Genomic DNA, 20981 nt, shown 5'->3' with positions numbered 1-20981 from the left:
TTCCCCGGCCATCTTCACCCTGCCCGATGCATTAACGTTGCATATCTGCTCTTGACCTTGCGGATATTTCAGGCCAGTTTCCGTTCTTCAGTTTACGTCAAAGTCAAAAGAATAAAAAATATGACGTAATATCAATATTTTACATCGATGAATGCGGAGGCTACATGCAACTGAATGACAAAATTGCCGCGGTGGTTACCGGCGGCGCATCCGGCCTGGGTGCCGCTACGGCACGCATGCTGGCATCCGAGGGCGTCAAGGTGGCGCTGTTCGACCGCGACCAGACGCAGGGCGAAGCGGTCGCAAAGGAAATCGGCGGCCTGTTCGTGAGTGTCGACGTTACCGACCAGGCAAGCGTCGAGGCCGGCTTTGCGGCGGCGCGGGCCGCTCACGGGACGGAACGCATTCTGGTCAACTGCGCCGGGATCGCGCCGGTCGCCAAGACCACGTCTCGCGGCGAACCCCATCCGATGGACATGTTCGAGAAGGTGATTGCCGTCAACCTGGTCGGCTCGTTCCGCTGTATCGCGCTCTCGTCCACCGCCATGGCCGAACTTGAGCCGCTGAACGCGGACGGCGCCCGCGGCGTGATCGTATCCACCGCCTCCGTTGCCGCTTTCGACGGCCAGATCGGCCAGGTTGCCTACGCGGCCTCGAAGGCCGGCATCGCCGGCATGACGCTGCCGGTCGCCCGGGACCTGTCCAAGGCCGGTATCCGTGTCATGACCATCGCCCCGGGCATATTCGAAACGCCGATGCTGCTCGGCCTGTCCCAGGAAGTCCAGGACAGCCTCGGCCAGCAGGTTCCCTTCCCGTCCCGCCTCGGACGGGCGACGGAATATGCCCAGCTCGTCAGGTCGATCTGTGAAAACGACATGCTGAACGGCGAAACCATCCGCCTCGACGGCGCCATCCGCATGGCGCCCCGGTAGGCTGCTGCATCGGGCTGCATCGCCCGATGATGAATAATAAAATCAGTGTCCAAGGCGGCTTGTCCTCAAGCCGCCTTTTGCATGCGCATCGCGACCGTGTCCGGCACGGAGATCCACTCAGTACGGATAACTCACCACCTCGAACTCGATGCCGTCGTCGCCGTCGAAGTAGAACCGGCGGCCGGGTTGGTAATCGGCATGGCTGTGGGGTGTGTAGCCCATGGCCTTGACCCTTTCCTCGGTTGCCTCCAGATCGTCGACGACCACACCGACATGGTTGAGCCCGCCCCGGGTGGTGTAGCTGTCCGGGCCGTCCTTCGGCTGCCCGAGCGAATAGACCGCCACATAGGAGTTGTCGTTGCCGACATGAACCGTGTAACCGCCGGCCTTGGCTTCGCCCTGCCAGCGGATATGCCAGCCGAACAGGTCGGCGAGCCTTTGCGCGGTTTTCACCGGGTCGCTGACGGTGATGTTGACGTGTTCCAGAAACGCATCGGCCATTGGCCTACCTCCTGTTTGACTTGAACAGGTTCCTGATCTAGAACCTCAACCTTACTTGAGGTCAAGGGTTTGGGATAAAAAACATGGCAAGGACAAGAGGCAACGACCTGTTGTCGATCGGCGACCTGGCAAGACGTACCGGCCTGTCCGTTTCCGCGATCCGCTTCTACGAGACGAAGGGACTGGTGACACCGGCCCGCAACGCCGGCGGCCAGCGCCGGTTCCTGCGCTCCGATATCCGCCGGCTTTCCTTCGTGCTGATTGCCCAGGAATTCGGTTTCACCATCGCCGAGATCGCCGGCTACCTGAAGTCTCTGCCGGAGGGCCGGACGCCGACGAAGCGGGACTGGACGCGGATCAGCCAGACCTTCCGCGGTCATCTCGACAGAAAGATCACCACCCTCCGCCGGCTGCGTGACCGGCTCGACGGTTGCATCGGCTGCGGCTGCCTGTCGCTTGAAAGCTGCGCGCTTTATAACCCGGAAGACCGCGCCGGCCACAGCGGCACGGGCCCACGCTTCGTGATCGCGCCCTCGCCTTCCGACACGGAAGAGCCCGGACGGTAACCTCTTTTTTCCTGTCTGCGGCTAGTCTTCTGCCAACAGAGCGGGAGACAAAACATGGTTTGCAATCACATTCGCCTCTTGGCCGCCGTCGCGGTTCTTTCCATCCCGGGCCTGCCGGCGCTGACATCGCCGTCATTCGCTGCGGATGTCTCGATTTCGCCGGTCGCAAAGCCGAAGTCGCCGGCCGCGCCGGTCGTCGCCAAGCCGAAGCCGGTCGCGTCGGAGGAAAAGGCCGCCGATGCGCCCGCCGAGACGCCCTACAAGAAGGTCGTCGACGTCTTCACCGGCGACTCCACCATTGCCGGCGAGAAAGTCGTCTTTCCTGCGAAGGATCCGGGTATCAAATCCCTGATCGTCACCATGGAACCGGGCGAGAAGACCGCCTGGCACCAGCACGGCACGCCCCTTTACGCATATATTCTCGAAGGGGACCTGACGGTGACCTATGAAGGCATCGGCGAACGCCACTACAAACCGGGCGACGGTTTTCTGGAAGCCATGCACGTGACCCATCAGGGACACAACACAGGCACGACCCCGGTGCGTATCCTGGCCGTATTTCTCACCGGAGACGGCCACAAGCCGACGATCCCGGAAAAAGCACCAAGCGGCTCGCAGTAAACGGGGGGTCTCAAGCCGCGCGGCTTTTACAGCCGCGCCAGCAGTTCCTCCGTCGGCCAGCCGTCGGCGGGCATGCCGAGCTTCTTCTGCATTTCCTGAACGGCATGGCGTGTGCCCGAGCCGAGGATGCCGTCGATCTTGCCGACGTCGTAGCCGAGATCTTCAAGCTTCTTCTGCAGCTGCTTCATCTGCGGGTCGCTCAGGCCCGGATCCGGATTGCCCTGGTCATAGACGTGCGCGCCGCCGAGACGGGTCGCCAGATAGGCCGCCGTCGTCGTGTAGACGAAGGACTGGTTCCATTCCAGATAGATGTCGAAGTTCCGGTAGGCCAGGAAAATCGGCCCCTTGCGGCCCTGAGGCAGGATCAGCGCCGCGGGCACGTTGGCGATCTTGCCCTGGCGCGCCTTCACGCCCATGCGGGCCCACTCGCTGCCGTTCCTGCGCTGGTCGAGGCCGGTCGTTTCCCACGGAAAGTTGGCCGGCACGGAGACTTCCTGCAGCCAGGGTTCGCCCCGTTTCCAGCCCAGATGCTGAATGAACTTCGCGCCCGTGAGGATCGCATCGGCGGAACTCGCCTTGACGTTGATGTGGCCGTCATGGTCGCCGTCCACGCCGAAGCGGATGATATCGGCGGGCAGCATCTGCACCTGCCCGATCTCCCCGGCCCAGGCCCCTGTCGTGCCGCGCGGGTCTAGATCGCCGTGCTGGACCATCTCGATCGCGGCGATCAGCTGCGGCCGGAACAGGTGCGGCCGGCGGCAGTCGTGGGACAGCGTCGCCAGCGCATTCACGGTGTTGAAATCGCCCTGGAACCCGCCGTAATCGGTCTCAAGCGCCCAGAAGGCCGTGATCACGGGGGCGGGAACGCCGTAGTCCTTTTCCGCCCGATTAAAGACCCTGGACCATTTTTGCATATTGGCCGCGCCGTTTTTCAGCCGGTAGCTTGAGATGGCGCGCTTGGAGAAGGTGAGGAAATCCAGCTTGAAAACCCCTTGCGCCCGGTCGCGGGACAGAACCTTGCGATCGATCTGCGCCCCGGCGAGCGCGCGGTTCGCAGCGCGCGCCGAAAGGCCGGACGCAATTGCCTCCTGTTTGACGCCTTCCAGAAACTGACCGAAATCGCCGCCGCACGGGACTTTGGCAAAGGCAGGCGACGCAACGGCGACCATAAGGCCGGAAATGAGGGAAACGGCGATGCGGGTGGACAAGTTCATGGGCGCTCTCTGATCAATCGACTTTCAGGGCAACACGGGTCGGGTCGTGGACTCGTCTAATAAGTTTACGACCAAAATTACCGGGCACAGTTGACGTTGCCGTATCCCGGACGTCAACAGGCTTTCAAGGCTTCTCCACGAGGGAGGCGCGCTGAATAGAGGGATTGCATCCGGTTTCTGGCTCAGGGACAGCCGCTTCCCGCGCGGATCGTGCCATCGGGCAATGGCGGGATCGGCTGGGTGGTCGCCGAAGACCGGCAATCGGGGGTGACATTCGGGCTTACCGTCGGGTCCGGCCGGTAATTCGCCGGCGAGTTTTCATTGATGCACATCTGGTAGGCCATGTCGTAAAGCGACTGCCAGCCTTCCGGCGTCGACCCCAGATTATCCAGGACGCTCAGGGCTGCTCCGGCCCGGGCACCGCGCCTTGCGCCGCCGGGACCGGCCCAGGCGCCACCGGCAACGGCACCGCGCATGCCCTCGTCGACCATATCGCCCGTCGGGTCGCCACTGCCCGCGTGGGCATCGGCATAATCGCGCGCATAGTCCTCACAAGTTGAGAGGCTGCCGCCGGCATAGCTTTGCCCCGGGGAGAGCACGATCGATGTTGCAGCGAGCAGAACGGCAAGCGCGCCGAAACGGCGTTTGTCGGTTCGGGCAAGAGGGCGGTGGCACGGTTCGGGGCCGATCATGGGAACCTCTCGACTTGTGCGTCAGTCTTGCCCGAACGTATCCGCTCCGGCTTGCCTGGCGCTTGTCTTTCGCAGGAACTTGAGAGCCGGATGTTAGGCTTCAAATCCTAACATCCGGATACCTTCCGGTCCGAAGCGGCCTCTGCGGCCCTTTGATCCCGTCAACTCTTGCCGTCGACGAACTTTTTGCCGACGAAACCTGTCCGGCCGTTGAAGCTGACGGCGCACCACCAGCGATCGCAGGATCCGACACCGACCGACGTTCCATTCGGCACGACCGTCAGAACAGGCGCATCCTTTTCTGCCGCGCTGCGAAGGTTGACATCCGCAGTAACAGTGGAGGTTTCCGTCATTTCTCCGGGATCGAGCGTATTTCCCGGGGCGGCAGGCGTGACGGCCGGTGCCGAGGCTGCAACGTCGGTCCCGTCATCAGTCCCGCCGGCCGGCACTGCATCAGCCGGCTGATTAGTAGCAATTCTGGCGTCTTTCAAAGACGCCCTGTCGGCAGCGGACGAAATCGCCTTCTGGCCTTCATCCCATCCGACATGGGGGTTCGGAACCGACGCATAGCCGAGGACCGGCAGATGAGAGCGGGATCCGGGGCGCGACGAAAGCTCCCCTGCTCCGGCCTTTCCGGTCTTCTCCAGCGGTATTTTCGCGATGCGGTCCTGGCTCTTGATCTTGAGCGAGCCCGGATGGGTATCCGCAGCCTTTGCGGAATTGAAACGCAGGTCGAAGCCCGACTGGTCAAACGCCTGTGCCTTTACAGGAGCAGATGCCTGCGGGCCGGCATCCCCGTCCGAACCGGCTGACGTCTGTCCTTCAAGGGAGATCGTTTTTACGGAAACGGTCCCGGTGTCCCGGTTCGATAGTGTACCGGCAGCATAGATCATCGCGCCTCCGGCAAGAACGAGCAGGAGACCGGCCGCCGATGCAGCCGCGACCGGAAGCAGGCGGAAGTTTCTTTCCGCAGGTCCGTGCCAGGCGGTTTCTTGGTCCTGATCGACGTGAATATCCGGCGGCTTTCGCAGAATATCCGGGATCATCAGATCTCCGTCGTCTTCCGCCTCCACACCGCGCAGACGGGGCGGCGCTGCGGAAGGGGCCCGGACAATCGTCAGATCCGGACGGTCCCGGACCTCGTCTTCCCGTTCTTCCGAAAACTCCGGGATACCGTGAAACTCAGCCGCAACGATCGGCTGCGTGGATGGCATAGAATACTTGAACATGGTGCCCTCCGTGGACATAACGAGCGCAATTACATTGCGCCCGAACGCCATTTCCCCTGCCCGTATCCTCATTAATTCGCGCCTATGTGGCGGTATCCGGACCGAAATTGGGCGAGCATCTGATAATCGCATGACATTTTCTGTCGACCCGGACGACAGAAAGCTTGCGGAGCGTTCAAAAATTATTTTAAGCTTAAAGGAATTCCAGGATGCCGGAAAAGGAGGGTAAGGCCGGGAAGGTACGATCAGGCAGTAACCGGTTTCGCCGTTTACAAGGCCTGAGTGATTGTGTGCCGTACCGGCTTGCTATTAATCTGGCACCGAACCGGCGGTATCCCGCAGAAAAACAAATGAATCGGGAAACTGCCCAATCCGAAAGTCACGAGGGGACGACTACAATGAAGCAAATTCTGTCAGCGGTCGCGGTTGGCGCCTCCATCGGCCTTGCCGGTCTCGGCGCAGCAACTGCGCCCGCCAGCGCCGAAGGCCTCAAGATCGGCTTCCTTGCCACACTGTCGGGTCCGCCCGCGGTGCTCGGCCAGCACATGCGTGACGGCTTCCTGCTCGGCGTCAAACAGGCCGGCGGCAAACTCGGCGGCATGGATACGGATGTCATCGTGGTCGATGACGAACTGAAGCCCGATGCGGCCCTGACCAAGGTCCAGGGGCTCCTGGAGCGCGACAAGGTCGACATCATGGCCGGCGTCGTCTTCTCCAACGTCATGATGGCCGTCTACAAGCCGATCGTTCAGTCCGAAACGATCTTCATCGGTGCCAATGCGGGCCCGTCTCCGATCGCCGGCAAGGGCTGCAGCAAGTATTTCTTCTCCACATCCTACCAGAACGATCAGAACCATGAGGTCATGGGCCGCTATGCCAGCCAGAAGGGCTACGGCAAGATGGTCGTCATGGCGCCGAACTATCAGGCGGGCAAAGATGCCATCGCCGGCTTCAAGCGCCATTACACCGGTGAAGTCGCGGCCGAAATCTACACCAAGCTCGGCCAGCTCGATTTCTCCGCCGAACTCGCCCGGATCGCCGATCTGAAGCCGGACGCGATCTTCACCTTCATGCCGGGCGGCATGGGCGTGAACCTGGTCAAGCAGTACTCCCAGGCCGGTCTCAAGGACGTCATCCCGTTCCTGTCCACTTTCACCGTCGACGAGACGACGCTTCCCGCCACCAAGGATCTGGCCGTCGGTCTTTATTCGGGGGCAGAATGGGCTCCGAACCTCGACAATCCGGCAAACGCCAAGTTCGTTCGCGACTTCAAGGCGGAATACGGCTACGCACCGTCGCTCTACGCCGCCCAGGGCTATGACGCGGCACAGCTGATCGACGGGGCAGTCGGCATGGCCGGCATCAAGGACAAGGTCGCCCTCCTCTCGGCCCTGAACGCAGCTCCGTTCGAAAGCGTCCGCGGCGACTTCAAGTTCAACACCAACCAGTTCCCGATCCAGGACTTCTATCTGACGAAGGCGGTCAAGGACGGAAACAGCTATGTGACGGAAGCCGTCGAGAAGGTCTTTGACGACTTCGGCGATGCCTATGCCGGCTCCTGCCGCATGAACTAACCGCCGTACGGGAGCCCGGACTTTCCGTCCGGGCTCTCCCCGACACGACAACTTTCGACCGGACATTTCGTTTTGAGCACGACTCTTCTGGCCGTTCAGACCCTGAACGGAATGCAGCTTGGCATCCTCCTGTTTCTGATTGCGGCCGGGCTGACGCTGGTCTTCGGCGTCATGGATTTCATCAATCTCGCCCATGGCGTCCAGTACATGCTCGGCGCCTATCTGGCGGTGGCCGCCTACAAGCTGACCGGCTCCTTCTGGCTGGCGCTTCCGCTGGCCCTGCTGGCGGCGCTTGCCTGCGGCCTGTTGCTGGAGTTCCTTGTCTTCCGCCACCTTTACGATCGGGATCATCTCGACCAGGTGCTCGCCACCTTCGGCGTGATCCTGTTCCTCAACGAGGCCGTGAAGGTGATCTGGGGTGCCGCCCCCCTGTCCGTTCCGGTGCCGGAACTGCTGAACGGCTCGATCCGGCTGTTTGAGAATTTCAACTACCCGGTCTACCGGGTGGCGCTGCTCGGGACGGGCCTTGGCGTGGCGGCCCTGCTCTATGTGCTGGTGACCCGTACACGCGTCGGCATGCTGGTGCGGGCCGGCGCCAGCAATGCGCCGATGGTTGCAGCCCTCGGGGTGAATATCCGCAGACTGTTCATGATCGTCTTCGGTTTCGGCGCCATGCTCGCGGGCTTTGCCGGCATCATGGCCGCGCCGATCCTGTCGGTGGAACCGGGCATGGGCGACAATCTCCTGATCCTCGCCTTCGTGGTGATCGTCATCGGCGGCATCGGCTCTATCCGCGGCGCCTTTCTGTCAGCCCTCCTGATCGGGTTGGTCGATACGCTCGGGCGCTCGTTCGCAACAGACATCGCCCGCATGCTGCTGCCGCCATCGGCCGCCAATGACGTCGGTCCGGCCATTGCCTCCATGCTGATCTATATCCTCATGGCCGGCGTCCTGTTCTTCCGCCCGAGCGGCCTGTTTCCTGTGAGAACCGCATGACCGGTACCGCATTCCTCTTCCGGAACCGGATCGTGCCGATCCTTCTGTTTGCGCTGCTGGCCCTGGTGCCTGCCTATGCCGCTTTCACGGATGACCGGTTCATCCTGCTTTTCGTCACCCGCATCCTGGTGCTGGCTATTGCCGCCGTCAGCCTCGACTTCATCCTCGGGATCGGAGCCATGGTAAGCTTCGGGCACGCCGCCTATCTCGGCCTCGGCGCCTATGCGGTCGGCATTCTGGCCGACAGCGACATCTGGGCGGCCTGGATATCCTTTCCGGTGGCAATCCTGATATCCGGCCTGTTCGCCCTGGTGACCGGGGCGATCTCCTTAAGGACCCGCGGCGTCTATTTCATCATGATCACGCTCGCGTTCGGCCAGATGGCCTATTTCACCGCCACATCGCTTTCAGCCTATGGCGGAGATGACGGCCTGACGCTTTGGAGCCGCAGCGAGTTCTTCGACACCGGGCTCTTTTCCGACGATACATCGTTCTACTATCTGGTCTTCGGCGTCCTGCTCGCCGTTACGCTGCTCCTCAAGCAGATTGCCGGATCGCGCTTCGGGCGGGTGCTCAAGGGAGCGAAGCAGAGCGAGGCGCGCCTTCACGCCATCGGCATCGATCCCTACCGCTACCGGCTGGCCGCCTATGTCATTGCGGGGATGATCGCCGGGCTTGCCGGTGCGCTCATGGCCAACCAGTCGGAATTCGTCTCGCCCGCCTACATGTCCTGGCAACGCTCCGGCGAGATCCTCGTCATGGTCATCCTCGGCGGGCTGGGCTCACTGCACGGCGCCATTCTCGGCGCGGTCGCCTACCTGTCGATGGAGGAAGTGCTCTCCGGCTATACCGAGCATTGGCGGCTGATCTTCGGACCGCTCCTGATCCTCGTGGTGCTTTACGGCAAGGGCGGCCTTCTCGGCCTGATCAAGGGAGGCGACAAGTCATGACCGCTCCCGCACTCCAGTTGAAAAACCTCAACAAGGCCTATGGCGCCCTGCAGGTGACGAAAGACCTGTCGCTTGAGGTCTTTCCGGGCGAAATCCATGCGGTGATCGGTCCGAACGGCGCCGGCAAGACCACGCTGATCGGCCAGATCGCGGGCAATGTCCAATCGGACAGCGGCAAGGTTTTCTTTGCCGGCCGCGACGTGACGGCCCTTCCCGTGGCAAGGCGGGCGCAACTCGGCCTCGGCCGCTCGTTCCAGATCACGGCAATCCTGCCCGAGTTCTCCGTTCTGGAAAACGTGGCGCTCGGCGTGCAGGCGCACCATGGACATTCGTTCCATTTCTTCAAACCGGCCGCTACCGACGAGAGCCTCAACAGCAAGGCGCGCGCGATCCTCGACACGGTCAACCTGTCTCACCGGACGGATGCGCGTGCGGGCAATCTCAGCCACGGCGAGAAGCGGGTGCTGGAACTGGCAATTGCACTGGCCGGAGAGCCGAAGCTTCTGCTTCTGGACGAGCCCATGGCCGGCACGGGACCGGAGGAAACGCGGAACCTGGTGGAGGTACTGAAGTCCCTCAAGGCAAGCATTCCCATGCTCCTTGTGGAACATGACATGGATGCGGTGTTTCAGCTCGCCGACCGGATTTCCGTCCTCGTCTATGGCGGCATCGTCGCGACCGGAACGCCGGACGAAATCCGGAACGACGCGAAGGTCCGCGAGGCCTATCTCGGGGAGGACGAAACCGCATGAGCGCGCCAATTCTCGACGTCCGGAACCTTCAGGCAGGCTACGGCGACAGCCGCGTGCTGTTCGATGTCTCGCTCTCCGTTCACCCGGGTGAGGTCGTGACCCTTATGGGCCGCAACGGTATGGGCAAGACGACGACCATCAAGACGGTTCTCGGCATGCTCAAGGCATCCGCCGGCGCCATCCGGATCGACGGCACGGACATGGCCGGAAAACCGTCCTACCGGGTCGCACAGGCGGGTCTCGGACTGGTTCCCGAAGGCCGGCAGGTCTTCCCGACCCTGACGGTGGAGGAAAATCTCGTTGCGACCGCTGCCCGGCGTGCGGGAAGCGCATGGACGCTCAGGACCGTCTACGGTCTCTTTCCCCGGCTCGAAGAGCGCCGGCGCAATCTCGGCACCCAGCTTTCCGGCGGCGAACAGCAGATGCTTGCCATCGGCCGGGCGCTGATGACCAATCCGAAGCTTTTAATCCTCGACGAGGCGACCGAAGGCCTCGCCCCGCTCATCCGCGCCGAAATCTGGTCCTGCCTGGAAGGGCTCAAAAGCCACGGCCAGGCCATCCTGGTGGTCGACAAGACGGTCTCGGCCCTGGAGCGGCTCGCCGACCGGCACGTGGTCATCGAGAAGGGCAACACGGTCTGGACCGGCACCAGCGAGGAGCTTGCGGCAGACCCGACCGTCAAGGCGCGCTTCCTGAGCACCTGAGGCCCTTCACCTTCCGAGGTAGAGCCCGGCATTCGCCTTGAACGCATCCGCCGCAAAGCGCATGAAGCGGCGGATGCGTTCCACATGCTTCAGGTCCGGATGGGTCAGGATCCAGATATCCAGGTAGCGGGCAAGCTCGAACCCCGGGACGCGATCGAGGTCCGGGTCGGGATCGCCCAGAAAACAGGGCAAGCGGCCAATGCCGAGCCCGGCCCGGACAGCGGCATGAAGCGCAATCATGTCGTCGCAGACGACCGAAGCGTAGGCGTTCGGAAACCGCTCGCGGATTTCCTTGGGCGGCCCCTGGTCCCACCATTTGAAGGTGACACAGGCAATTTCCGCCGGATCGGATGTCTTCGACAAGGCCTCTTCATGGGTCCGCAGATAGGCTTTCGATGCGTAAAAGCCCCGGCTCTGCCCTGTCGCCATGCGCCCGAACAGGGTGTCATCCGGACGGTCGGTGACCCGGACCGCGACATCCGCCTCGCCGCGCTGCAGGCTCAGAACTTCATTGGCCGCAATCATCGACAGCTCGATCTGCGGATGGCGTTCCGCAAAGCGGGCGACGATTTCCGCCAGTTGAACCTGGAATATGAGCTGGGCCGCAGTCACCCGCAACGGGCCTTCCAGGTCGGCATCCTGGGCGGTGATGCGGGTATCGAGCGCCAGAAGTTCCGTCTCGATTTTTTTGGCGGCCTCGACCGCCTCCGTGCCGGCGGCCGTCGTTACCAGTCCAAGCGGCAGACGCTCGAAGAGCCGTGTGCCGAGTGCGGTCTCCAGAGCCGACAGACGTCTGGAAACGGTGGAGTGATTGACGCCCAGTTTCCTGGCAGCGCCCGACAGTCCGCCGGCCCTGGCAACGGCCAGTACGAATTTCAGATCGTCCCAGTTCTCCATGGCTGTGCATTATTGCACAGGATGCTTCCATATTTGTGGAATTTTTATCATCGACACACGCGCCTATGTTTCCTCTCTCTCAAACAGGAGGAAATTCCATGAGTGTCCAGGCTCTTGCCATGATTACAGTCACCGACCGGGAAACCCTTGCAAAATACCGGGAAGCCGCCGCAGAGGCCCTTGCCCGGCACGGTGGCAAGGTGCTGGCCGGCGATCCGCAGCCCGTCGTTCTGGAAGCGGCCGGCGACGTGCCGGACATGACGGCCCTCTTGAGCTTTCCGAGTGTGGAAGCTGCGAAAGGATGGCGTCAGGATCCGGCCCTGGCCGAGATCCATGCCCTGCGCAATGCGGGCGGCCGGTCCACCATCATTGTTCTGCCGAACTGATCCCGGCAGCACGAACAAAACGAAGGGGCGCAGTGCGCCCCTTCCCCATCGGATTTCCATCGTATTCAGACCGCTCAGGGAGCGTCAGCGAACCGGCTTGACCAGCCGCATGCGCCAGGTGACGCCCTTCTTGTCGGAGACGAGGCGGTAATCGTCGAGGACGTCCCACTTCGTCGTATCGTCGGTCGCTTCCCACAGCCGGGCAATCAGCTTGTTGGCGCCGCTTTCAGGGCGCTTGGGCGAATACATGGAAAGCGCGATGACGCCGTCTTCCTTCAGGAACGGCACGTAGCGGGCAACAACCGCGCCCGGATCCTCGGCGAAATGCAGGACCTCGTTGAAGACGATAGCCGAGAAGGTCTCGCCCGGCTCCGGCTCGAAGCTGTGCATGTCGCCGGCGCGAAGGGCGGCGATCTTCGGGTCGACATTGGCGATTTCAAGGGCAGCCGGCGCCAGGTCCATGCCGACGTAGCGCTTGAGCCCCATGGGCGCGAGGCGTTCGTAGAGCAGTCCCTCGCCGCAGCCGATATCAAGCACGTCGGACAACGTATCTGTCAGGCTCAGCCACATGCCGATGATGCCGTAGCGGCCGCTTTCGGGAAGAGAGCGCAGAAAGGCCCAGCGGCCTGCTTCGTATTCCTCGTCCCAACCTTCGGCGGTACTCGCATTCTTCGACATGGTTTCTCCGGTTCTCATGGCGCCCGGCAGCCAGAAGCCTGTCCGGGTGCGGTCAAGGTGTCAGACGATCACTTATAGGGATCTGCCGCGTCGCGCAAACCGTCGCCGAGGAAATTGAAGGCGAGCACGACGATGATGATCGGAATGACCGGCGCCATCAGCCACGGATAGACGGTGACGACCGAGATGTTCTGCGCCTCGTTGAGCAGGACACCCCAGGAGACGGACGGCCGCCTGAGCCCCAGGTTCAGGAACGACAGCGCCGTTTCCCCGAGGATCATGGAGGGAATCGACAGGGTCGCGGAGGCGATGATGTGGCTGGTGAAACCGGGCAGCAGGTGGCGTCCGATCACGCGCCCGGGCTTTGCCCCCATCAGGACCGCGGCTTTGGCATATTCCTCCTCGCGCAGGGAAAGCAGCTTGGAACGCACCGCGCGGGCAAGGCCCGGCCAGTCGAGCAGGCCCAGGATGATGGTCAGGCCGAAATAGATCCAGACCGGGCTCCAGGTCACCGGCAGGGCGGCCGACAGCGCCATCCACAAGGGCAGTTCCGGCAGGGAGCGCATGATCTCGATGAGACGCTGGATCGCGCTGTCCAGAATGCCGCCGAAATAGCCGGCGATCCCGCCGAAGAACAGGCCCAGCACAATGGAGATCGCCACGCCGACCAGACCGACGGTGAGCGACAGGCGCGCGCCGTAGATCAGGCCCGAAAGCTGGTCCCTGCCCAGCCGGTCGGTGCCGGCCAGGAACAGGGTTCCGCCTTTGGCCGGACAGAACAGGTGGAAGTCTGCCTTGAACAGGCCCCAGAACATGTAATCGTCGCCCCGGCAGAAGAAGCGGATCGGCTGAACCTTGGCGGGATCGGGCGTAAACACCCACTTCATCACGGTCATGTCGATCTCGGATTTCATGCCGTAGACGAAGGGGCCGACGAACTTGCCCTCATGGAACAGGTGCAAGGGCTGGGGCGGCGCATAAAGATGCTGGCTGTCGCGGGTGTTCGGCGTGTAGGGCGCGATGACTTCGGCAAACGGCACGCAGAGATAGAACAGGATCAGCACGACGCCGGACCAGACGGCGATCTTGTGGCGCTTGAATTTCCACCACATGATCTTCCACTGGGACGCCTGGTAGTAGCGTTCCTGCTCGGGCGTCAGCGCTTCGGTCGTTGCCGGATTGAACGGCGCCGGGTCGACGTAGTGCTCGACCGTATTTTCGTTTTCCATGCGGGTTCCGGTCATGACGCGGCCCTCCCCCCGAGACGGATTCGGGGATCAAGCACCGCAAGCAGCAGATCGGAGACCAGCATGCCCATCAGGGTCAGAACGGCGACGAACAGCAGGATGAACCCCGCCAGGTACTGATCCTGCGACTGCAGGGCGGACAGAAGCACCGGACCGACGGTCGGCAGGTTCAAAACCACGGACACGATGACCGAGCCGGAGACCAGGGACGGGATCAGGTTGCCGATATCCGCGATAAACGGGTTCAGCGCCATCCTGAGCGGATACTTGACCAGGAGCCGGCCTTCCTTCAGCCCCTTCGCCCGGCCGGTCGTCACGTATTGCTTGTGGAGTTCGTCGAGCAGGTTGGCGCGCAGGCGCCGGATCATGCCCGCCGTTCCGGAGGTGCCGATCACGACGGTCGGCACGATCAGGTGCGCCAGAACCGATAGTCCCTTGGCCACACTCCAGGGCTGGTCGATATATTCCGGCGCCATCAGGCCGCCGACCGACAGGCCGAACCATATATTAAACAGGTAGAGCATGATCAGGCCGAGCAGGAAATTCGGCGTGGCGAGCCCGATGTAGCCCAGGAAGGTGAAGCCGTAGTCGCCCCAGGAATATTGCCGGGTCGCCGAATAGATGCCGATCGGGAACGACACCACATAAACGAACAGGATCGTGGCGAAGTTCAAGATGACGGTCAGCGGCAAGGTCGGGCCTATCACCTCCTCGACCGGTTTGGCGAATTCGAACGACCAGCCCCAGTTGCCCTGCAGCAGTCCGTCGAAACCATGGGGTCCGGACCAGAGCCCGACCCAGATCAGGTAACGTTCGAAGAAGGGACGGTCGAGCGCGAATTCCTTGCGCATGAACTCCAGCTTGGCAATCGAAGCGGATTCCCCGGACGACTTCAGGGCGGCGACCTGGTTGGAGATGTAATCCCCGGCAGGAAGTTCAATGATAAAGAAAATCAAAAAGCTGATTACAAACAGCGTCGGTATCATGGTCACGATCCGGCGCACTATGTAATAGATCATAAAGACTGCCCCCGGCGCCCCCGTGCGCCTTCCTCATTCCAACCAGGGCCCGGCGGGCCGGACCCTGATCGATCTCCTGGCTTCAGCGGGCCTCAATCGGCCATGAAGAACTCGTCCATCCGGTGCATGCCGAACTGTGCGCCCGGATCCCAGCCGTAGATTGCCGTCAGGGGCACATTCTGCACACCGTTGATGACGACCGGTTGCGGGACTTCCGAGACCAGACCGATGTGGATGGTCTCATCTGCGTGGATCTGCAGCATTTCTTCCCAGATCTCCGTCCGCTCCTCCTTGGAGGTCGACTTGAGCCAGGACTCGTAGAGTTCCATCAGGCGCGCCGCAGGCTTCCAGTCCGGCTTTTCGCCGCCCTTTCCTGCGGTTTCGTAGTAGTCGCCCCAGGCGAACCACGACAGATCGTCACCGCGGGTCGGCGCATAGTCGGACGGCGGCATCTCGGACGTCGGAATGCCGTTTTCGAACCCGGTCCAGACCGACATGACCAGATCGCCGGAAATCGCCCGCTCGCGCAGATTGTCGCGCTGGCTCGGCTTGACGAACAGCTTGATGCCGAGATCCTTCCAGTTCTCACCGACAAGTTCCAGCGCATCCTCCTCGACCTGCCGTTCGCCGGAGGTTTCCAGGATGATTTCAAGCGGACGGCCGTCGGGCAACAGGCGTGTCCCGCTGCCGTCGCGTTTGGTAAGTCCGATTTCATCCAGCAGCGCATTCGCCTGCTCCGGATCGTAATTCGCCCATTCGGTCCGATATTCGTCCTCATAAAGCGGGCTTTGGCTCAGGACGGTGTCGTTGCCTTCCTTGCCGAGGCCGAAGAAGAGCGTGCGGTTTATCAGGGTCCGGTCGACGCCGAGCGACAAGGCGTGGCGGAACCGGGTGTCCCTGAGAAGCTCGCGCCAGACGGGATCCTTGACGGTCAGGTTCGGCAGGATCGAAATTTCCGACCCCTTCGAATTGGGCCAGAGCGCCGTCGTATAATGCTGCTGCGCCTCGCCCTGCTTGAGAACCGTAATGTCGGAGAAGCTCAGGTTTCTGGCCTGCAGGTTGCTCTCGCCGGCCTGGGTCTTGGCCGCGATCAGCTTGCCGTCGGCAACGGTCATGACGACCTTGTCGATATAGGGAAGCTGCTGACCCGTGCTGTCGACCCGGTGATAATAAGGGTTGCGGACCAGGGTGAACCTGCGGTCGCTGTCGCCGGGCGCAAGCATCCACGGCTGCAGCGTCGGCAGATCCGGGTTCCGCGCGTTGTACATGTCGTCCATTTTATTGTGCAGCGGCGCCCAGCCGCGGGCCTTGGTCTTGGCGGCTTCGGCCTCGATGAAAGCGGGATCGCCGTATTTTTCGTGGAACTTCTTCAGGTAATGCGCCGGACGATAGATGAACGGCGGACGCGCCTTTGCGAGTTCCGGCAGGAACAGCGGGTTCGGGTCTTCCCATGTGTACCGAACCGTCGTTTCGTCCAGAACCTCGAATTTCGGCGGCTTGCCGTTGGCGAGCAGGAACGGCGGCAGGCCGGACGGCGTCAGCTCCTTGTTGAGGGCGATGTCCTCGTAGAAGTAACGGAAATCCTCCGCGCCGAACGGTTCGCCGTCCGACCATTTGTGGCCCTTGCGGGTGTGCAGGGTGAAGATGCGTCCGTCTTCGACATCGACGCTTTCAAGAATATCCGGCACGAGGTCGAGCGCCTCGTTGTAACCGACCAGGCGCGCGTAACCCCACACGTTGATCAGGCGGACATCCTTGGAGCGTCCGATCAGGGTATGAAGCGTCCCGCCGTTCTTTCCGGTCGCCCGGCCCTTGGCTTCAAGATCGACGACAAGCGGCTCCGCGGGCAGGCGTTCCGCCGTCGGCGGCAGGTTCGATTCAAGGCCGGGTATTTCCTTGTAGTCGAGTGCCTTGACAGGCGCGGCGGCCAGTGATGCCGCCACCAGAGCCACTGCGCCAAAGACGCTCCAGCTCCGACATTTCAACGATATCATGCTGCAGTCCCCCTGATCGCACCGGTTTCCAGGCCGGGTGCGCAGACAAAGTGTTCTTTTTCCATTTCCACCAGCGCGGGCACCATACCGTCCACCAGCCGGAACGGTTCCGGCCAGGCAGCGGGCTCGGATGCCCGTTTGTCGCCCAGCGCGGCGAAATCGAGAGGCGCGGATAAATCCGGCTCCGGCACTGCCGACAGCAATGCCTTTGTGTAGGGATGAAGCGGGTTCGACACCACTTCACGCGTGGCGCCGACTTCCACGATCCGGCCACGGCACATGACCGCGATCCGGTCGGCGATATAATCGACGACGGCCAGGTTGTGACTGACGAACAGGTAGGTGAGGTTCAGGTCCCGTTTCAGGTCCTGCAACAGATTGAGGATCTGGGCCTGCACCGAAACGTCGAGCGCCGATGTCGGCTCGTCGCACAGGATGAATTCCGGGTTGAGCGCCAGCGCGCGGGCAATGCCGATCCTCTGGCGCTGACCGCCGGAAAAGGAATGCGGATAGCGGCGCAGGAACCGCGGGTCGAGGCCGACCAGGCTCATCAGGCTGCGCACCCGTTCCGCCTGCTCATCCGGCGTTCCGACGTCGTGGATCTGCAAGGGTTCGCTCAGGATATCGTTGACCGTCATGCGCGGATTGAGCGAGGAAAACGGATCCTGGAAGATGAACTGGACGCGGCGCCTGTAGTCCATCAGATCCGCGCCGGACAGATGGGCGACGTCCTTCAGGCCTTCCCCGCGGTTATACAGAATTTCACCGTCGTCGATATCGATGGCGCGCAGGATCGCCTTGGCGGCCGTCGTCTTGCCGGAGCCGGATTCACCCACCAGCCCCAGGCACTCGCCGCGGCGGATCGTGAGATTGATGCTATCGAGCGCTGTCATGGTCTTCGGGCGGGTTCCGAGAATTCCGCCCTTTCGCAAGGTGAAGCGCTTGGTCACATCACGCATTTCGACAAGCGGCGCACCCGGCTCGACCTTGCATTCGACGCCGCTCTTTTTCAGATCCTCCGCCTTGACCTCGATCGGACGGATCGGCACCAGCCGCTCGTTCTTGTCCATGTGAAAGCTCGGGACCGCATTCAGAAGCGCTTTCAGATAGTCGTGGCGCGGATTGGTAAAGAGCTGCTCGGCCGTGCCTTTTTCCATGATCCGGCCGTGGTAGATCACCACGACTTCGTCGGCCATGTTGGCGACCACGCCGAAATCGTGCGTGACCATCAGGACCGACATCTGCAGTTCGGCCTGGACATCCTTGATCAGTTTGAGGATTTCCGCCTGGATCGTCACGTCGAGGGCCGTTGTCGGCTCGTCCGCGATCAGGAGCGCCGGCCGGCAGATCATGGCCATGGCGATCATGGCGCGCTGGCGCAGGCCACCGGAGAGCTCGAAGGGAAAGGAGTCCAGCGCGCGGTCCGGTTCGGGGAAATGGACCAGACGCAGCATTTCGCGGGTCAGTTCCCTGGCCTGCTGGGCGTCCACGTTCCGGTGCAGGAGCGCGGCCTCGCCGATCTGGTCGCCGATGGTGTGCAACGGCGACAGGGAGGTCATCGGCTCCTGGAAGATGATGGCGACATTGTTGCCCCGCAGCTGGCGCATCTGCGGACCCTTGCGGTCAAGCCCGGCAATATCGACCGGCGGAATGTCCTTGGCCGGATCGGCCAGGAGCACCTTCCCGGAGACGATTTCGGCCGAGGCCGGCAACAGCCCCATCACGGTCTGGGAAATAACGGTCTTGCCCGATCCGGATTCGCCGACAAGGGCAACCGTTCTGTTCTGGGGGACGGTAAAGGAGACATTATCGACAGCCCGGACACGTCCTTCGGCTGTCTTGAAATCGACCGTCAAACCATCGATCGACAGAACATCCACTTTCACATCCCTCCCGGCCCTGCCTTGGATTGGCATGCCGTCACTAAGCCTTTGCCCGCGAAAAAAGACAACCACATTTTCCAATTGCTTAGCAATGGCTGTCGCGCAAATCGGCTTTATGTGATGAAGATCACAGTTTGGCGACGGCGAAAAGTCCGGTCCTATCCGTATGGGGACTATTCCGCCGCCGAAGTCGACGCGCTTTCCAGATCCGTACCCCGTGCATGTTCGGGAGTTGCGAAGGGATCCAGTTTCCACACATCAAGGGCGCCGGTGCGGCCGCGCAGACTGACCGAACCGACCGCCGTCTTGTCCGTTTCATGAGGAAGACGGGCCACGGTCTCGGCACTTGCGAGGATCACGATCTCCTCTTCCGAACCGATTTCGCGGCCGAGCGACTGCAGGCGGTCGGTAATATTCACGGTATCGCCGACAACGGTGTAGTTCCACCGGTCGAGCGCGCCGACATTGCCGACCACGGCCGGGCCGGTATGAATGCCGATGCGCACATGGAATTGCGGACCGCCGTGCTGGGACGCGACAAGGTTTGCGGCATGGAGCGCCCTGGCGATATGCCGCGCACTCCTCACCGCGGCTTCGGCGTGGTCGGGCCGTTCGTCCGGCGCACCCCAGAACGCAAGCATGCCGTCGCCGACGAACTTGTCGACGGTCCCGCCTTCGGCCTCCACGGCCGCCACCAGAATGGCGAAATGTTCATTGAGGTGACGCGCGGTTTCCGCCGCGCTCATATTCTGCGACAGGGATGTGAAACTGACGATGTCGGTGAACAGGATCGTCAGTTCCGCCTCACGGGCATTGGCCGCCGAACTGCCGCCCAGACGCATCAGTTTGATGAACAGGGACCGCGGCACATAGGTGTTCATGGCGCGCAAGCCTTCCACCATGGAATTGAAGGCCTGCGCCACCTGATCGAGTTCGCTCACCCGGCTGCGCGGCAGCGGCTCCACATCGGACAAGGACAGGTTGCCCACCTTTTCCGACTGCTCCGCCAGCGCCTTCAGCGGACGGGCGACCCGCTTGCCCAGCCAGACGGCAACAAGCACGGAGACGACAAGCGCTGCAAAACCGACGAATGCGGACCCGGCCAGACGGCGGACCTCGCGCGAAATCGAGGTGTTGCGGATGTATTCGCCGACGATCCATGGCTGATCGCTGTAGCCGGGCACCGAGACGCTGAGCATGATGAACTCTTCGCCCTCCGCGTCGACGCTCGCGACGTCAATGCCGAATTTGGCCGCCTTCTGAAAGGTCGTCATGGCCTCGGTTTTGGCATTCGTGGCCAGAACCGGATCGCCGAGCGCGTCTCTTTTTGCCGGGAGTTCGACGGCCGGTTTTTCTCCGGTCTGGAAGCCGGTCATGTCGGAATGAACCACGACTTCATCGCCGTTGGCGATGATGAAGTTGGTGGTATCCGCGCCCTCATCCAGATTTTGGATGCTGAGCCCCAGTTCCGCCAGTGAACTCGCCGCCGTCAGCGTCCCGATCTTGGCCCCGTCGCGGACGAGCGGGACAGACACATTGGCAAACTGCCCGAACTTATTGGAAATAAGCGGTCCCCAGACCGGTCCGCTGTCCTTGTCCAGTTCCGGCAGGACATACATTTCATAACCGCTGGTCGGGTTATCGCGCGTGAATGGCCAGATTTTACCGTTGGGCGCCTTGTAAACGCCGTACCTTTCGCCATTGAGATCGGTAACGACCAGAACTGTCAGAACCGGGTTTGACGACAAGGCGACAGACAGGTTTTCCAGAGCCTCGTCAATCTTGTCGAACCCGAGCGAGCCATTGTCGAAATAGGGCTTGATGGCGATGACCGCCCGTTCCACCGCATCCAGATACCGGCGGACCTGGTTTTCCATCGACCGGGTGATCAGGATCGCCTTGTCGTTGAGAAGCGAGAACGTGTTCTTGAAATTCGCCGAGACCGACATGACCAGCACAAGCGCCAGGACGATCGCCACGAAGGCGCCGAACCCAAGCCCGACGATACGGGTGAGCGGCATCCTGAAATGGCGTCGTGACTTCGGAAGCTTGACCATGCCGTTTCTCTTTCACTCAGTCGCGACATCATACATCACGCCGGCTCCCCCTGCCCCTGCTTGCGAACGCCGGTACGGCAAGGCAGGCC

At 62.1% G+C, this 20981-nt stretch carries 20 protein-coding genes; 9 read left to right on the top strand and 11 right to left on the bottom strand.

The window, feature by feature from the left end; genetic code table 11:
- Window positions 1-164 precede the first annotated feature (164 nt).
- Complete coding sequence (locus tag HK439_RS03370) at window positions 165-932, top strand: SDR family NAD(P)-dependent oxidoreductase (protein WP_190289951.1); 768 nt, start codon at window positions 165-167, stop codon at window positions 930-932.
- Between the two features lie 117 nt (window positions 933-1049).
- Here the strand turns inward: HK439_RS03370 and HK439_RS03365 are convergent, their stop codons facing one another.
- Window positions 1050-1433: a VOC family protein gene (locus HK439_RS03365; RefSeq protein ID WP_190289950.1), complete on the bottom strand. Its 384-nt coding sequence runs from the start codon at window positions 1431-1433 to the stop codon at window positions 1050-1052.
- A gap of 83 nt (window positions 1434-1516) precedes the next feature.
- On the opposite strand from HK439_RS03365, the gene soxR reads away from it, so the two are divergent.
- Complete coding sequence (gene soxR, locus HK439_RS03360; RefSeq protein WP_190289949.1) at window positions 1517-1999, top strand: redox-sensitive transcriptional activator SoxR; 483 nt, start codon at window positions 1517-1519, stop codon at window positions 1997-1999.
- 54 nt (window positions 2000-2053) lie between these two features.
- On the top strand, window positions 2054-2620 hold the full coding sequence (locus tag HK439_RS03355) for a cupin domain-containing protein (RefSeq protein ID WP_190289948.1): 567 nt from the start codon (window positions 2054-2056) through the stop codon (window positions 2618-2620).
- 26 nt (window positions 2621-2646) lie between these two features.
- On the opposite strand, the gene HK439_RS03350 is transcribed toward HK439_RS03355, so the two are convergent.
- From HK439_RS03350 to HK439_RS03340, 3 genes are all read right to left on the bottom strand, one after another.
- Window positions 2647-3834: a lytic murein transglycosylase gene (locus HK439_RS03350; RefSeq protein ID WP_190289947.1), complete on the bottom strand. Its 1188-nt coding sequence runs from the start codon at window positions 3832-3834 to the stop codon at window positions 2647-2649.
- A gap of 182 nt (window positions 3835-4016) precedes the next feature.
- Window positions 4017-4526: a hypothetical protein gene (locus tag HK439_RS03345; protein ID WP_190289946.1), complete on the bottom strand. Its 510-nt coding sequence runs from the start codon at window positions 4524-4526 to the stop codon at window positions 4017-4019.
- Between the two features lie 161 nt (window positions 4527-4687).
- Window positions 4688-5755, bottom strand: coding sequence for an SH3 domain-containing protein (locus HK439_RS03340; RefSeq protein ID WP_190289945.1), 1068 nt, complete (start codon window positions 5753-5755; stop codon window positions 4688-4690).
- 398 nt (window positions 5756-6153) lie between these two features.
- Between HK439_RS03340 and HK439_RS03335 the strand changes: the two genes are divergently transcribed.
- The 5 genes from HK439_RS03335 to HK439_RS03315 all read left to right on the top strand — a co-directional run bounded on the left by HK439_RS03335 (window position 6154) and on the right by HK439_RS03315 (window position 10731).
- Window positions 6154-7329 (top strand): ABC transporter substrate-binding protein, encoded by a 1176-nt coding sequence (locus HK439_RS03335; protein ID WP_190289944.1) that lies wholly within the window; start codon window positions 6154-6156, stop codon window positions 7327-7329.
- A 111-nt stretch (window positions 7330-7440) separates the two neighbouring features.
- Window positions 7441-8325: a branched-chain amino acid ABC transporter permease gene (locus HK439_RS03330; RefSeq protein ID WP_190290029.1), complete on the top strand. Its 885-nt coding sequence runs from the start codon at window positions 7441-7443 to the stop codon at window positions 8323-8325.
- A complete protein-coding gene (locus tag HK439_RS03325) occupies window positions 8322-9275 on the top strand; it encodes a branched-chain amino acid ABC transporter permease (RefSeq protein ID WP_190289943.1) in 954 nt (317 codons plus the stop codon). Before HK439_RS03330 ends, HK439_RS03325 begins: the two co-directional genes overlap by 4 nt.
- Complete coding sequence (locus tag HK439_RS03320) at window positions 9272-10027, top strand: ABC transporter ATP-binding protein (RefSeq protein WP_190289942.1); 756 nt, start codon at window positions 9272-9274, stop codon at window positions 10025-10027. Before HK439_RS03325 ends, HK439_RS03320 begins: the two co-directional genes overlap by 4 nt.
- Window positions 10024-10731 carry an ABC transporter ATP-binding protein gene (locus tag HK439_RS03315; RefSeq protein WP_190289941.1) on the top strand — a complete coding sequence of 236 codons (708 nt, stop codon included), beginning with the start codon at window positions 10024-10026 and terminating at the stop codon, window positions 10729-10731. Before HK439_RS03320 ends, HK439_RS03315 begins: the two co-directional genes overlap by 4 nt.
- A gap of 6 nt (window positions 10732-10737) precedes the next feature.
- Here the strand turns inward: HK439_RS03315 and HK439_RS03310 are convergent, their stop codons facing one another.
- Window positions 10738-11628 (bottom strand): LysR family transcriptional regulator, encoded by an 891-nt coding sequence (locus HK439_RS03310; protein WP_190289940.1) that lies wholly within the window; start codon window positions 11626-11628, stop codon window positions 10738-10740.
- Window positions 11629-11726: 98 nt separating this feature from the next.
- On the opposite strand from HK439_RS03310, the gene HK439_RS03305 reads away from it, so the two are divergent.
- Window positions 11727-12014, top strand: coding sequence for a DUF1330 domain-containing protein (locus tag HK439_RS03305; protein WP_190289939.1), 288 nt, complete (start codon window positions 11727-11729; stop codon window positions 12012-12014).
- 84 nt (window positions 12015-12098) lie between these two features.
- Here the strand turns inward: HK439_RS03305 and HK439_RS03300 are convergent, their stop codons facing one another.
- The 6 genes from HK439_RS03300 to HK439_RS03275 all read right to left on the bottom strand — a co-directional run bounded on the left by HK439_RS03300 (window position 12099) and on the right by HK439_RS03275 (window position 20892).
- Window positions 12099-12692, bottom strand: coding sequence for a class I SAM-dependent methyltransferase (locus tag HK439_RS03300; protein WP_190289938.1), 594 nt, complete (start codon window positions 12690-12692; stop codon window positions 12099-12101).
- Window positions 12693-12760: 68 nt separating this feature from the next.
- The gene (locus HK439_RS03295; RefSeq protein WP_235987549.1) at window positions 12761-13936 is read right to left on the bottom strand and encodes an ABC transporter permease; all 1176 of its coding nucleotides are present in this window, start codon (window positions 13934-13936) and stop codon (window positions 12761-12763) included.
- The gene (locus tag HK439_RS03290; RefSeq protein ID WP_190289937.1) at window positions 13933-14958 is read right to left on the bottom strand and encodes an ABC transporter permease; all 1026 of its coding nucleotides are present in this window, start codon (window positions 14956-14958) and stop codon (window positions 13933-13935) included. The genes HK439_RS03295 and HK439_RS03290 overlap by 4 nt, the downstream gene beginning before the upstream one ends.
- A 92-nt stretch (window positions 14959-15050) precedes the next feature.
- A complete protein-coding gene (locus tag HK439_RS03285; RefSeq protein WP_190289936.1) occupies window positions 15051-16952 on the bottom strand; it encodes an ABC transporter substrate-binding protein in 1902 nt (633 codons plus the stop codon).
- Window positions 16949-18832, bottom strand: a complete 1884-nt coding sequence (locus HK439_RS03280; RefSeq protein WP_190289935.1) for a dipeptide ABC transporter ATP-binding protein — start codon at window positions 18830-18832, stop codon at window positions 16949-16951. The genes HK439_RS03285 and HK439_RS03280 overlap by 4 nt, the downstream gene beginning before the upstream one ends.
- A gap of 176 nt (window positions 18833-19008) precedes the next feature.
- Entirely contained in the window at window positions 19009-20892 is a 1884-nt protein-coding gene (locus HK439_RS03275) for an adenylate/guanylate cyclase domain-containing protein (protein WP_190289934.1), read from the bottom strand.
- Window positions 20893-20981 lie beyond the last annotated feature (89 nt).

The organism is Roseibium aggregatum (genome assembly GCF_014692675.1).
Lineage (GTDB): Bacteria > Pseudomonadota > Alphaproteobacteria > Rhizobiales > Stappiaceae > Roseibium > Roseibium aggregatum_C.
Note: the sequence above shows the minus strand (reverse complement) of the source record. Positions and strands in the feature narration are given on the sequence as shown.